We start from the raw sequence: 14175 nt of genomic DNA on the forward strand, positions 1-14175 counted from the left end.
TGTCTGATCCCGCGGAGTATTCGATGAACGCCAACACGTACACCATTGATCACCCGCATGCCACGCCCGCCCCCATGGCCCGTACCGTCTCGCTCTCCGGCGCCCTGGCCCACCGCACGGCGCTGGCCCCCAACGCGGTAGCGGTATGGGACAGAGGCCGGAGCCACACCTACCGCGAACTGGACGAGTGGTCCCAATCCATATCCCGGGGCCTGCTACTCCGGGGAATACGCCCAGGCGACACCGTGGGCGTCCTCGGTGTGCGTTCCTGGGAGTCCACGGTCACCCTGGTGGGAATTCTGAAGGCCGGAGCCGTGTGCGTTCCCGTGGATGCGCAGTACCCCTCGGCCCGCTCGGCCGAGATGCTCACCGACGCCGAAACACGGCTGGCCATCGCACTCCCCGGCCATGCCCCCGTCATCGGCCACGACGATGACACGACCGACTGGGTTCCCTTCGACTCCCTCCTGAAGACGGCGGCCGACGAGTCCGGCGGTCGCGCTGCTGGCCTCAATCCGCCTGCTGAAGTGGAGCGCTCACCCGAAGACACCGCCTATGTGCTCTTCACCTCCGGCACCACAGGGCGCCCAAAACCAGTAGCCCTCCCGCACCGCGCCGTGGCCCGGTTGGCCAACAAGGAGGCTCCATGGTGCGCCGGGCCGGGCAAACGCGTGCTGCAGACCTTCGGCCTCTCCTTCGACGGCTCCCTCTTCGAGACCTGGGCCACCCTGCTGGGCGGCGGCTGCCTGGTGGTGGCCGAGCGGGACGTGCTGATGGACACCGAAGCGCTGCGAAAACTCATGGACAGCGAACGGATCACCCATGCCTTCATGACCACGAGCCTGTTCCACCACACGGTGCGCAACAAACCCGGCATCTTCGGCTCCCTGGACATGGTGCTGATCGGCGGCGAAGCCATGGACCCCGGCCTGACCTCGGCGGTCTGCGAGGCGGGACGCCCGAAGCACCTGATCAACGGATACGGCCCCACCGAGGGCGGCATCATGGTGACTGCCCACGATGTGCGCCAACTGGCACCGGCCGAGACCTCGGTCTCCATCGGCCGGCCGGTCGCAGGCAGCGAGTGTCACCTGCTGCTTCCCGACGGAAGCCCGGCCGCTCCCGGCCAGGAGGGCGAGATCTGCATCGGCGGTGACGGCCTGTTCCTGGGCTACCTTCGCCGCCCCGAGGAGACCACCCGCGCCTTCCTCTCCCGCCCCAACGGCCACGGAGGTACAGTCCGCCTTTACCGCAGCGGCGACCGCGCACGCTGGAGGAGCGACGGAACGCTGGAGTTCCTGGGCCGCGTCGACCGACAGGTCAAGATCCGCGGCTTCCGTATCGAACTGGAAGCGGTCGAAGCTCAGTTGCGCTCCCACCCCCAGGTGGCCGAAGCGGCGGTCCTGGTACGCGGCAACGACGGGATCGGCAAGGGCCTGAGCGCATTCGTCACCTCCGCCGACCCCGCAGACCCGGTGAACGCCGAACACCTCCGCCACCACCTGCAGGGCCGTCTACCCCAACACGCCATACCAGCACCCATCATCGAACTGGAACACTTTCCGCTCACCGACAACGGAAAGATCGACTACTCCGCCCTGCACACCGCCGCTTCCACGGCGAACACCGCACCCAGCATCCCGAGCACACCAGTGGCAGGCATCCAGCACGCCAACCGGGGTGAGTGCAACGGCCATTCCGGCGCCTCGGCCAGCGAGGACACCGTTGCCGGTATCTGGGCGGCTGTCCTTGGCACGCCGGTCTTCGAGGACACCGACTTCCTCGCGGCTGGCGGCAACTCCTTGCTCGCCGCCGAGGCGGTCACCCGTACCATCAGCGCCCTGGGGCTCGACATGACCAACTTCGGGCCGCTGCTGCGCCGGCTGCTCAGCGGGCCCACCCTGGCGGCCTACCGTGCCGCGACCCATACGCTGCCGCCCGACGAAAGCGGCATCGGCCATGCAGCGACGATAGACTTCAACGCCGAAGCCCGCCTACGGCTGGACCTCCCCCCAGCGTCCTCCCCCGCCCCACAGCCAACCCAGGCACGCGAGGTGCTACTCACCGGCGCCACCGGTTTCCTCGGGACGTTCCTTCTGGAACGACTGCTTCGGAAGACCGACGCCACCGTGCACTGCACAGTACGGGCCACGGACTCCGGGCATGCCCTGCGGCGGATCAACGAGGCGATGCGGAGCTTCGGCCTGCCCCAGCCTCCCCCCGAGCGCATACGTGCCGTCCCGGCCGACCTGAGCAAACCCGCTCTAGGCCTGGCCCCCAGCGACATCGAACACCTGAGCGACACCCTTGACCTCGTCATTCACAACGCGGCACACGTCAACTTCCTCTACCCCTACCAGCAGCTTCGGGAAGCCAACGTCGACGCCGTACGCACGCTTATCGGCCTCGTCCAACGACGCCGCATACCCCTGCACTACGTATCGACGACGGCAGTGCTCGCCGGAAGCGGCGTGGGCGGCATCCGCCACGCTAACGAGAACACCCCGCTCAGCCACCCCGAGCTGATCAGCATGGGCTACGCGGAGACCAAGTGGGTAGCCGAACGCATGCTGGGCCACGCCGCGCGGGCTGGGCTGCCGGTCACCATCTACCGGCCATACGAGGTCACCGGTGACAGCCGTACCGGCGCATGGAACACCACCAGCGCCATCTGCGCCGTCTTCGACGCCATCACCCGACTGCAAGCGGCCCCCAACATTCCGCTTCCACTAGACCTAGTACCCGTCGACACCGTCACCGACGCGATCACCGGTATAGCTACCCGACTTCCCCACCTGGGCGGCGTGGTACATCTGACCAACCCCCAACCAGGCCTGCTCGGCGACATGGTTGACCGGCTGCGCGCCGCGGGATACCAGATCGAAGACGTGAGCTACAAGGAATGGGTGAACCTCCTGGTCGACCACGTACGCGAGCACTCAGCCACACCCATCGCACCGTTCGCCCCGCTCTTCGCAATGCGGGCAAACCAGATGAGAATCAGCGTCAAGGAAATGTACTTCGACAACATATTCCCGCAGGTCGCACGCACCCGCACGGACGAGATCTGGCCCGCCTGGGCCCAGTCCTGCCCGCCCGTCAACAGCGTCCTGCTGGACCATTACGTCTCGGCCCTACAGCAGGACGGGCTGCTCAGCAGCGCGGTGTGACCGAGATCTGATCACACCTCGGACATGTGCGGCGCCAACCCGCGCGCGGTGTCGAGCAACAACCGTGCTGAGAGTGCAGGCTGGTCTCACCGGGTCCTCCGAGGATGCCCCGGTCTTCACGCCGGGGAGGAATCGGACTCCTGCCGAGCAGGGCAGGCTGCCTCAGCCTGGAATCCCCACACACGCCCGAAGGCGCCCCGCCAGGGGCGTCCGGCCGCAAGGCCGGACGCGAATCCCCCGCCTGAAGGACTTTGTTGGCGGATTCGGTGACCCTCCTCGGTGATCTTGTTTGATCGGGCAGTCTGGTGGGGTTCGGTTCCGTCGTGCGGGGAGGCAAGGAGGGGGCTGCGATGTCGCTTCGCCCTGTGCCTGCTCCGTCCGTCCCGGAGGCCACCGCGCGGGTGGCGCGGGCTGCGTTCCAGCAAGGGCTGCCTGGCCATGCGGATCCGGGATGAACTCGGTCCGCTCTTCGAGGACGAGCAGTTCGCTCGGGCATTCCCACGCCGGGGTGGTCCGGCCTGGTCGCCGGGCCAGTTAGCGATGGTCAGCGTGCTGCAGTTCGCGGAGGGTCTGACGGACCGGCAGGCTGCGAACGCGGTGCGCGGGCGGATCGACGTCAAGTACGCGCTCGGCCTGGAGTTGGACGATCCCGGGTTCGACTTCTCCGTGCTGAGTGAGTTTCGGGGCCGGCTGATCGCACACGGCCTGGAGGAGCTGGTCCTTGACCGGCTGCTGGAACGAGTGAGTGAGCTGACTCTATGAGGGCCGGGCCCCCTTCCCTGCACAGCCCGGTGGATGCTGGTTCCGGGTCCCGCACGTGCTCGGGAAGGAGGCCCTCAATGTCGGTTTACGCGGGTCGGGGGCACTTCTGCGCTTGACAGGCCCGGCCCTCATGGGTGGCGATGCTGCGGGCGGGAGGCCACCAGCGCACCGACTCCACGCACGCGCTGGCCCACGTGCGGACGCTGAACCGGATGGAGTTCGTCGGCGAGACTCTGCCGCGCTGCGCTGGAGACCCTGGCCGTGGCGGCGCCCGCCTGGCTGCGGCAGGTCGCGGCGCCGCAGTGGTTCGAACGCTATGGCAAGCGTATCGACTCCAGATCACCGAGAAAGGTCACCGAATCCGCCAACAAAGTCCTGCAGGACCGGGTCAAGTTGACATCGCCTTCCCAGGCGAATCACCCCGGCCGCCCAAGTAGCTCACAACGTCCCACAACAACCGCTAAGTAAACTCCCACAGTTGGGCTTCGCTTCAGATGACGCCTCACTTAACTTGGGCTCTGCCTAACGCCGCCCATCGTTCGTAGGATCTTCACTCACGACGCGCGGCCGAGTGCCCTGACGCCCCCTATGGTTGCGGCGCCCCCCGTGTGTCCGTCACTCCTGTCCGGAGGACAGTTATGACCGCCGTCAAGGCTCCCCAGCTCAACCGACGCCCGCTCTCCGCGCTCGCCGGCGCTGTGACCCTCACCGCCGCGTCGATCGGGCTGTGGACAGCCACAGGCTCCACCGCTCAGGCTGCGGCCCTCCCGACCCCTGACCATGTGGTGGTCGTGGTGATGGAGAACCACGCCTACTCGCAGGTGATCGGCAGCTCCAGCGCCCCGTACATCAACAACACCCTCAAGGCGGGTGGCGCCAACCTCACCCAGTCCTACGGCCTCACCCACCCCAGCGAGCCGAACTACTACATGCTGTTCTCGGGCTCCAACCAGGGCCGCACCGACGACAGCTGTGTTCCGGTCGGTTCTATCTCCGCGCCGAACCTCGCCTCCGAGTTGATCGCTGCGGGCAAGACCTGGAAGAGCTACAACGAGTCGCTGCCCAGCCAGGGTTCCACGGTCTGTAGCAGCGGCAACTACGCGCAGAAGCACAACCCGTGGTTCGGCTTCTCCAACGTGCCGACGAACACCGCGATGACCATGGCTCAGTTCCCCACCGACTACACCACCCTGCCCAAGGTGTCCTTCGTCGTCCCGAACCTGTGCAGTGACATGCACGACTGCTCGGTTGCCACGGGCGACACCTGGATCCAGAACCACCTGGGCGCGTACGCCACCTGGGCCCAGACCCACAACAGCATCCTCGCCGTCACCTTCGACGAGGACAACAAGCAGTCCGGCAACCGCATCCCTACCGTCTTCTACGGGCAGCACGTGGCCCCCGGCAGCTCCAGCTCCACCACCTACAACCACTACAACGTGCTGCGCACTGTGGAGGACCTGGCCGGTCTGAGCGCGCACGCGGGCAACGCCGCCTCGGCGTCCGACATCTCCGGCATCTGGAACTGACGCCTCGTGTATCTCGCGGATTCCCGCAGCACCAAGCCTGCTGTCGCCCCGGACACCCGTCCGGGGCGGCGGCTGGCCGCTGTGCCTTCCACCGTGCTGGCGCTGGGTGCGGTCAGCCTGATCACGGACATCTCCTCGGAGATGGTCACGGCCGTCCTGCCGCTCTACGTGGTCGTGGGCCTTGGCCTGTCGCCACTCGGGTTCGGTCTCCTGGACGGCATCAACAACGGCGTCGGCGCCCTGGTCCGTCTAACCGGCGGTCACCTCGCCGACCGAGGAGGCCGTCGGCACAAAATCGTGGCAGGCTTCGGCTACGGCCTGTCGGCGGTGTGCAAGCCGCTGCTGTTGTTCGCCCACACCCTCCCCGTGCTCAGCGCCGTGCTCGCGGTCGACCGGAGCGGCAAAGGACTGCGCACCGCGCCCCGGGACGCCATGATCTCGCTGGCCTCCGAGCCCCAGCATCGGGGACGGGCGTTCGGGGTGCACCGCGCCATGGACACCACCGGCGCGCTGCTCGGCCCGCTTGTCGCCTTCGCCGTGCTGCGAGCCACCGTCGACGGCTACGACGCCGTCTTCGCAGTCAGCGGCTGCGTCGCCGTGGTCGGGGTCCTGGTGTTGGTGCTCTTCGTGCCCCGCCACATCACCGCCGCCGGTACCGTACAGCTGCCCGAGCCGCAGCGGCCGGCCCTGCGTGATTCACTCGGGCTGCTGCGCCGCCCGGAGCTGCGACGGCTCACCCTGTGCGCGGCCCTGCTCGGTCTAACCACCGTCAGCGACGCCTTCCTCTATCTGCTGCTTCAGCGCGAAGGGGATCTGCCCGCCGATCTGTTCCCGCTGCTGCCGCTGGGCACCGCCGCCGTCTTCCTGCTGCTTGCCGTCCCCCTCGGTGCACTCGCCGACCGCATCAGCCGCCGTCGGCTGTTCCTGGCCGGCCATGGCATTCTGCTGCTCGGCTACGGCCTGGTGCTCTCCCCATGGCACGGAGTTCTCGCTGTGGTCACCGTTCTCGTCCTGCATGGCACCTTCTACGCGGCCACCGACGGAGTCCTCGCGGCCGCCACTGCCGACGCTGTGCCGGCACAGCACCAAGGTGCTGGGCAGGCGCTGGTCGGCACCGGGCAGGCGCTGGCCCGGTTCACCTGCTCGCTCGCCTTCGGCGCGGCCTGGAACCTGTGGGGCGGTCACACGGCGCTCGCCGTCACTGCCGCTGCACTGGCCGTCAGCGCCGTCGCGGCATCGTTCGTCCTTCGTCCCGCCGGTGAGGTGCCCGCATGACCAGAACCGCCCGCTTGGTGATCCTGCTGGCCGCCGTGTTCCTGCTCGGGAGCGTCGGCATCGGGGCGGTATTGCATGCCGCCCACCGGTCGGGCATGCGCGACCAGCAGCAGGCGAACGGACCGACCGTGCGCGCCGGTACCGTCTCATTGAGGCGGACGGCCAACCGTCGGCTGCTGGTGCGTAACCTGGCCTGGGGCCCGCACCGTGACGAGATCGCTACCGTGCCCGCCGACGATCCGCAGGGGCCGCGCACGGTGTCGGGTGTCAAGTGCCTGCGCTTCCACGCGGCGGCCGGTACTGGCATCTGCCTGCAGGCCGTGCATGGCGCATTGACGGACACCTACCGAGCGGTGGTACTCGACTCGCACCTGCACGAGCTGCACCACTTCCCGGCAGCGGGCATCCCTACCCGGGCCCGGGTCTCTCCCTCCGGACACATGGTCGCCTGGACGGTCTTCGTCAGCGGAGACTCATACGCTGGCACCAACTTCTCCACCAGAACCTCCATCGTCGACACCCGCACCTGGGCCCTCGACGACAACCTGGAGACTTTCCACGTCATCAAGGACGGCAAGCCCTACCAGGCCGCGGACACCAACGTCTGGGGCGTCACGTTCGCCGACGACAACCGCTTCTACGCCACACTCGCCACCGGCGGCCACACCTACCTGGTCCGCGGCGACATCGCCGCACGCACCCTCACCACCCTGCACCGCAACGTCGAATGCCCCTCCCTCTCACCCGACGGCACCCGGATCGCCTACAAGAAACGCGTCAAGGGAGCCTCACCCGACGCCCCCTGGCGACTGTACGTCCTCGACCTGCGCACAATGAAGGAGACCTCAACCTCCGAACACCGCAACATCGACGACCAGGCGCTGTGGGTCAACGACTCCACCCTCGTCTACGCCCTCCCCGGCAACTACGGCTCCGACCTATGGACCGCACCCGCCAACGGCACCGGCACAGCACGTCTCCTCATGACCTCCGCACTCGCACCGGCCGACCTGGGGTAACAAGCCGGTCGGATGCGGCGATGGGCCCGCCGATCGAAGTCAGGCCTGCCAGGGCAGGCACACCCATCCGTACGCGCACGGTCACCAGGGCGAAGCCAACCGCGAGCTGAGGGACCGACAGGAGAAGATGCTCAGTGACCCCGGCGAGGTCGGGGCGACAGTGGAGGGGTTACGCCGGGCGATCGCGCAGGCTTGAGTGCACACCCTCAGTTTGCCGCACAGCCCCGGAACTTCGCTTGAGCTGAGCAAGTGGTGGCGTCCCAGACCGGGACGCCGGCTCCAAAAGCCGGGCAGCGAGGACGTGGGCTGCAATGTGCGGAGGACGATGCACCCATGCCAGAAGAGTCTGCGCCGGACATCATCGGCGGCCGCGACCCAACCCTTCACCAGACAATACGGTCCACACCGGGCGACACAGCAAGCGCACACACGGACAGGTCACCGCAGCGTTCCTTCGCTCTGTCGTACGCGCCGTCATAATCCCCGCGGAGTCACACACCACAATCCTTGCGCAGGATCCGGCGCCGACCGATGGCATGGCTGAGTCTGCCAGCGAGCAGCAGCCCCCTCAAACGACTGCAGTGCTTTCGGCTCCCCTGAGGACACCTCCACCACAGCCAAGGAAGGCAGTGCGGGCTCGGAACACCTGCGGGGCCTACTGGCCTGCCGCCATCTGCTCAGCCCAGCTGATCTACCACAAGGACACCTGGGCCTTCCTCGTCCGAGCAAACTCTGCGGCACGCTCACCTCCAGCTTCCCGGTCGTATTCTTGCTTCAAGACCCCCGGAGGTACTTATGGCACGGCGGCCAACCGTCACGAGCGTGCAGATCGCCCGCGAGGCGGGTGTGGCACAGTCGACGGTCTCCCGTGTCCTCAACGGCGGGAGCGTTGCGCCCGAGACCCGGCGGCGGGTGCTCGAGGTGGTCGCCAAGTATGACTTCCAGCCCAGCCAGGCGGCTCGCAGCCTGGTCGGCGCACGCACGGGGCTCATCGGGGTGGTCATCCGGGACCTGACGAACCCGTTCTATCCGGTGATGGTCAAGGCGATGGAGCGGGTTCTGCACGAGCAAGGCCTTCGCCTGTCGCTGGTCACGGATGTGATGACCGCCGAAGAGGGCCTGGCGCTGCTGCGGCGCGAGGGCGTGGAGGGCGTCGTGTTCACCTCGGCGCTGCAGGGGGAGCCGCTGGCACATCGCATGCTCGGTCACGGAATTCCCGTTGTGCTGTGTCATCGCACACTCGAGAACTTCCCCGCCGACCAAGTGGAGGCGGACAACGTAACCGCCGGCAGGTTGGCAGCCGAGCGCCTGTTGGAGTTGGGGCATCGCCGCATCGCAATGGTCTGCGGCCTGGCCGGGGCGAGCACAGCGCAGCAGCGAGGCCGTGGATTTCGCGAACGAGCGCGGGCCCGTGCGGACGTTCTTCTGACAGAAATCGACGGCGCCTTCGACTACGCCACCGCCTACGACGCGGTGCGCACGCTTCTCGCTGGCGTCGAGCCGCCCACCGCACTGTTTTGCCACAACGACGTCATGGCCTATGCGGCGCTGAACGCGGCAGCGGCGGCGGGCGTGGCGGTGCCACGCGAACTGAGCGTGGTGGGCTGCGACGACGTACCGCTATCGGCATGGGAGCGGATCGACCTGACGACGGTGCGCCAGCCTCTGGAGCGGATCGCACAGGTCGGCGTGGAACTGCTGCTGGACCGGCTGGAGAACCCGGACGCGCCGCCGCGGCGCGAGGTGCTGCCGGTGGAGTTCATCAGGCGCTCGACCACGGCTCGGGCCTGAAGCTCCTCCGAGACCCCCCTTGACTGACCTACAGCTCGCCTTCATGCTGTGGATACGTATCCAATGGATACGTATCCACTCGGAGTGAAGGAGCTGGGCGTGTCCCGCAAAATCAAGGCCGCCACCGCCTCGTCCACCGCACTATCCGGCAACGACAGCGTCGGTCAGGCCGTCCGCGAACTGATCGCGGACGTACGCAGCCGTGGTGACGACGCAGTCCGCGCGCTGTCCGCGCGCTTCGACCGCTGGGAGCCGGAGTCATTCCGCCTCACCGACGCGCAACTCAAGGAGATCATCGGCACACTCGCCCCCCAGGTCATCGAGGACATCAAGACGGTTCAGGCCAACGTCCGCCGCTTCGCCGAGGCGCAGCGGCAGTCCATGTCGGAGATCGAAGTGGAGACGGCCCCGGGCGTGTTCCTCGGGCACCGGCACGTGCCGATCCAGTCCGTCGGTGCCTACATCCCCGGCGGCCGTTACCCGCTAACCGCCTCCGCGCACATGACGATCGTGACCGCCAAGACCGCCGGCGTGCCCCGCGTGGTCGCCTGCACGCCGCCCATCCATGGTGAGATCCCCGCCGCAACTGTCGCCGCGATGCACCTGGCCGGCGCGGACGAGATCTACATCCTCGGTGGTGTCCAGGCGATCGCCGCGATGAGCGTCGGCACGGAGACGATCACGCCGGTGGACATGCTGGCCGGGCCGGGTAACGCATACGTGGCCGAGGCCAAACGACAGCTCTTCGGCGAGGTCGGCATCGACCTGTTCGCCGGACCCACGGAGATCCTGATCGTGGCCGACGACGCCGCCGATCCGTTCGTCGTCGCCGTCGATCTGCTCTCGCAGGCCGAGCACGGCCCGGACTCCCCCGCCGTGCTCGTGACCACCAGTGAACGCGTCGCCGATGAGGTGCAGCGGCACATCAACGAGATCCTCCCCGGCTTGCAGACCGCCTACATCGCCGGTCAGGCCTGGCGGGACCACGGCCAGATCATCCTGGTCGATGACCTCGACGAGGCCTACCGCGTCGCCGACGGGTTCGCCTTCGAACATGTTCAGATCCTCACCGAAAACCCCCGCGAAGCGCTGGACAAGATGTACGCCTACGGCGCCCTGTTCCTCGGCGAAGGCACCTGTGTCTCTTACGGCGACAAAGTGATCGGCACCAACCACGTGCTGCCGACTCGCGGCGCGGCCCGCTACACCGGCGGGCTGTGGGTGGGCATGTACCTGCGCACCGTCACCTACCAGGAGGTCCGCGACCCCAAGGCGTCGGCCGACCTCGGCATCCTTTGCGGCCGGGCGGCCCGCGTCGAGCTGTTCGAGGGCCACGCCCGTTCGGGCGACGTCCGGGCCGCCAAGTACGCCGGAGGGACGCTGCCGTGGACTGACCACTTCGAGACCATCAGCGCCTGAACTCACCGCCCCATCCGGGCCGGTTCCGCTCTGAGGCGGCCTTCGGCTCCTTCGCTGGCGTCTCGCCCATCTAGGCCTCCTCAGGGCTGACCAACCGGCACAGGCTCAACCGGAGCGGCGACCGGCAGCGCGACCGAGCCCTGCACACCATCACTCTGGTCCGAATGCGGCTGGACCCGGCCACGAAGGCGTACGTCGCCCGGCGGGCCGCCGAGAGCAAGACCTCCCGCGACGCCCAACGGTGCCTCAAGCGAGCCATCTGCCGCCAGCTATTCAAGATCCTCGAACACCCCAGCCACGGCAGCGGGACGAGTCTCGAGGATCTTCATGCTGCAGCTTGACTCGATATAGAGGCGGGCGGCAACGTGCAGCAGCCGGTAGCGAAGCTTCTTCGGCTCGGCAGTGGCCAGCTCCCCGTCCAGCAGCAGGACGCGCGTCCAGGCCAGCAGATCGATCGCCGCGAGGCTGAGTTCGAGCCAGACGGCGTTGACGGCGAAGTCGCGGGAGGGGAAGCGGCCGAAGCCGGTGGTCTTGCCGTACCGGATGTGGCCTTCGACCGTGGCATGCCCGCGGTGGCGGACCTCCAGGAACTGTGCGGATCCGCCACCGGAGTATGGGGTGTCGGTGAGGAAAACCTGATGGCGCAGACCCTCGTCCTGGTCGAACAGGGACAGCTGGGCTCCGGGGTGCGGCCGCTCCCGGCACACGATGATGCGGGTGCCGGTCGGATAGCCGCCCAGATCGACCATGCCAGTCAGCTCGGCTACCTCGGCGCCATCACACAGCGTCCCGTCCTGGTCCAGGGCCCGATGCCAGAGGCGGTCAGGCATGGCCCGGACAGCTCGGCGGACCGGCTCGGTGATTGCGTATCCGACCGAGAAGAAGGTACGAATTCCGCGTCTCCGCAGGTCGCGGCGTGGGCGAGGAAGGCTTTCGCGGATCCGGCACTGTCGGCGCGGACCAGGATGTCGGTGCCGTGCCGGTGAGCGTCGGGGATCTGCGCGAGCGCCTGGTCGAGCACCGCAATGTGATCGGCGGCAGTGTTGGCTCCGGAGTTCCCGGGCCGCAGCCGCCCCGACACGGCCTCGCCGGTGTTCGCGAGGAAACACAGCAGCGGGTGGAAACCGAAGCCGCCGTTATAGGTGGGTGCGGCCTGCTCTTTCTCGGAGTGGCAGGTGACCAGCGTGGCGTCGAGGTCCAAAACCAGGCTGGGAAGTTCTCGTCCGCCGGCCCGAGCAGCAGGTATGCCCTCGCCGGTCTCGGCGGCCTGCATCCAGGCGACTTCCCGGGCTGAACCGCGGACCGCTCGCAGCGAAGCGAGTGCAGCCTCGTCGGTGTCGGCGAGCAACCGCCAAGCCGTGGGCGTGGAGGCGACCGGGCCGAACACCCTTGCCTGGTCCCGCAGCACGGCCAGATCCGCGATCGCCTCACCACCGTCGGCGAGCATCACCTCCAGGTCGGTGGCGACCCGGCCCGGATCATGCCCGGTCCCGCGCGGCCGAAGCGACCCGAGAGCGGCGGAGTACGCGGCACTCAGCCCGGTGGCATCAGCGAGATCCGCCAGCAACCGTGCCCCGGCATGCGACACACTGCGGCAGCTCGCGGCCGGCTTCGGGATCAGCCTGGGCACCGCTCACGCCCACGTCCACGCGGTAGTCGATCACCTGGCCGCGCTCGCGCCCGGCCTGACCACCGCCCTCAGATCCGCGGGAGCCCGGTACGTACGGCTGGACGGCACCCTCGCCGAGTGCGACCGGTCCGGTGACGGCCGAGCGGACTACTCGGGAAAGCACCGCCGGCACGGAGTGAACCTGCAGGTGGTGACCGCTCCGGACGGCACCCTGGTGTGGATCTCACCCGCGTTGCCGGGCCGTACTCACGACCTGCCCGCGGCCCGCCGGCACCGGATCATCGCCACCTGCATCCGCCTGGGCATCCCGGTCCTGGCCGACCGCGGTTACCAGGGAGCAGGTGCCATGGTGGCCGTTCCCCACAGGCGACGGCCCGGGAAGGACCTCACGGTCAAACAGAGGTGCGTCAACCGGGCCCACTCCCGCCTCAGGTGGCCCGTCGAGAGAACCATCGCGTCGATCAAGACCTGGCGGATCCTCCGCAAAGCCCGCAGCAGCCCCAACACGATGACGTCAATCGTCAAAGCCATCCTCACCCTCGAGACTCACCACTGAACAAGCTCAGTGACGATGGTGTGGGGGACGGTGTTGGGCTGGGTGGATTCAGTCGGCTGATTGGGGAGTTCGGGTTCGCGGGTGCTGAGTGCGTCGATGGTCGAGTGTGTGGGGGTGTGGTCTGCTGGTTGGTGTCATGTATTGGTTCCTTAGGTTATTTGATGGCTCCGGTGGCGGTGCCGGCGGCGACGAATTTTTGGGCGATGACGAGGAGGATGAGGGCGGGTAGTGATGCGAGGACTGCTGTGGCCATGACGCTGCTCCAGTCGGTCACGTAGGAGCCGATGTACTGGTAGAGGCCGAGGGTGACGGGTCGGACGGTGTCGGTTGTGGTGAGGGTGAGGGCGAAGAGGAAGTCGCTCCAGGCGAAGAGGAATGTGAACAGGCCGGCGGTGATGAGGGCGTTGCGGGAGACGGGGAGGACGATGGACCAGAACACTCTGAGGTGTCCGGCTCCGTCGACGCGTCCGGCGTCGATGATCGAGGGTGGCACGGTGCTCATGAAGGCGCGGAGGATGAGGATGGCGAAGGGTATGCCGTGGGCGGAGTCGGCGAGGATGAGTCCGCTGATGGAGTTCAGTAGTCCGAGGTTGTTGTAGGCGGTGTAGAGGGCGTTCGCGACGACGATTCCGGGGATCATCTGGCTGATGAGGATCGCGAACAGCACCAGGTTCGTTCCCCGGACCTTGAAATGGCCCAGTGCGTAGGCTGCGGGCGCAGCGATCGCCAGGCTCACTGCGACGGTCCCGAGTGACACGATGAGGCTGGTGATGAGGTTCTTGCCCTGCTGGTCCAGGGCGATCGTGTAGCCGGAGAAGTCGGGCTTGACGGGGAGCCATGTGGCCTGGATCGTCGTGCCGTTGGGCTGGAGCGATGTGTTCACCATCCAGTAGACGGGGAACAGCATGACGGCCAGGAGCAGGATCCCCAGGGCCGTATGAAGCAGGCTGGTGCGTTTGGTCCGGTCCGGGCGGAGGGGAGGGTCGGTGTGCACGGAAAGGGTGGTCATGTGGGGTCCTCCTGT

Annotated in this window: 8 protein-coding genes and 3 pseudogenes; 9 read left to right on the plus strand and 2 right to left on the minus strand. The window is 67.6% G+C overall.

What is annotated here, in order from left to right; genetic code table 11:
* Window positions 1–23 precede the first annotated feature (23 nt).
* The 8 genes and pseudogenes from AC07CM_RS46615 to AC07CM_RS46650 all read left to right on the plus strand — a co-directional run bounded on the left by AC07CM_RS46615 (window position 24) and on the right by AC07CM_RS46650 (window position 11306).
* The gene (locus AC07CM_RS46615) at window positions 24–3170 is read left to right on the plus strand and encodes a non-ribosomal peptide synthetase (protein ID WP_478882646.1); all 3147 of its coding nucleotides are present in this window, start codon (window positions 24–26) and stop codon (window positions 3168–3170) included.
* Between the two features lie 350 nt (window positions 3171–3520).
* Window positions 3521–4280, plus strand: a pseudogene (locus AC07CM_RS46620) (transposase); the annotation flags it as partial.
* 290 nt (window positions 4281–4570) lie between these two features.
* Window positions 4571–5461, plus strand: a complete 891-nt coding sequence (locus tag AC07CM_RS46625) for an alkaline phosphatase family protein (RefSeq protein ID WP_478882647.1) — start codon at window positions 4571–4573, stop codon at window positions 5459–5461.
* Window positions 5462–5467: 6 nt separating this feature from the next.
* Window positions 5468–6736 carry an MFS transporter gene (locus tag AC07CM_RS46630; RefSeq protein ID WP_478882648.1) on the plus strand — a complete coding sequence of 423 codons (1269 nt, stop codon included), beginning with the start codon at window positions 5468–5470 and terminating at the stop codon, window positions 6734–6736.
* Window positions 6733–7755 (plus strand): TolB-like translocation protein, encoded by a 1023-nt coding sequence (locus AC07CM_RS46635; RefSeq protein ID WP_478882649.1) that lies wholly within the window; start codon window positions 6733–6735, stop codon window positions 7753–7755. Before AC07CM_RS46630 ends, AC07CM_RS46635 begins: the two co-directional genes overlap by 4 nt.
* Before the next feature lie 822 nt (window positions 7756–8577).
* Window positions 8578–9546, plus strand: coding sequence for a LacI family DNA-binding transcriptional regulator (locus AC07CM_RS46640; RefSeq protein ID WP_478882650.1), 969 nt, complete (start codon window positions 8578–8580; stop codon window positions 9544–9546).
* Window positions 9547–9645: 99 nt separating this feature from the next.
* Window positions 9646–10965: a histidinol dehydrogenase gene (hisD, locus tag AC07CM_RS46645; RefSeq protein WP_478882651.1), complete on the plus strand. Its 1320-nt coding sequence runs from the start codon at window positions 9646–9648 to the stop codon at window positions 10963–10965.
* Between the two features lie 86 nt (window positions 10966–11051).
* Complete coding sequence (locus tag AC07CM_RS46650) at window positions 11052–11306, plus strand: IS110 family transposase (protein WP_478882655.1); 255 nt, start codon at window positions 11052–11054, stop codon at window positions 11304–11306.
* 9 nt (window positions 11307–11315) lie between these two features.
* On the opposite strand, the pseudogene AC07CM_RS46655 reads toward AC07CM_RS46650, so the two are convergent.
* Window positions 11316–12595, minus strand: a pseudogene (locus AC07CM_RS46655) (IS1380 family transposase); the annotation flags it as partial.
* Between AC07CM_RS46655 and AC07CM_RS46660 the strand changes: the two are divergent.
* A pseudogene (locus tag AC07CM_RS46660) lies at window positions 12549–13151 on the plus strand (transposase); the annotation flags it as partial. The pseudogenes AC07CM_RS46655 and AC07CM_RS46660 sit on opposite strands and share 47 nt — an antisense overlap.
* 154 nt (window positions 13152–13305) lie before the next feature.
* Here AC07CM_RS46660 and AC07CM_RS46665 read toward each other — a convergent pair.
* Window positions 13306–14160 (minus strand): carbohydrate ABC transporter permease, encoded by an 855-nt coding sequence (locus AC07CM_RS46665; RefSeq protein ID WP_478882652.1) that lies wholly within the window; start codon window positions 14158–14160, stop codon window positions 13306–13308.
* Between the last annotated feature and the right edge of the window lie 15 nt (window positions 14161–14175).

It is taken from the genome of Streptomyces sp. NPDC044061, from assembly GCF_056434305.1.

Coding starts and splice junctions, on each gene's coding strand:
- AC07CM_RS46625 (WP_478882647.1), top strand. CDS start 4,571: ATGACCGCCGTCAAGGCTCCCCAGCTCAACCGACGCCCGCTCTCCGCG.
- AC07CM_RS46665 (WP_478882652.1), bottom strand. CDS start 14,160: ATGACCACCCTTTCCGTGCACACCGACCCTCCCCTCCGCCCGGACCGG.
- AC07CM_RS46635 (WP_478882649.1), top strand. CDS start 6,733: ATGACCAGAACCGCCCGCTTGGTGATCCTGCTGGCCGCCGTGTTCCTG.
- AC07CM_RS46615 (WP_478882646.1), top strand. CDS start 24: ATGAACGCCAACACGTACACCATTGATCACCCGCATGCCACGCCCGCC.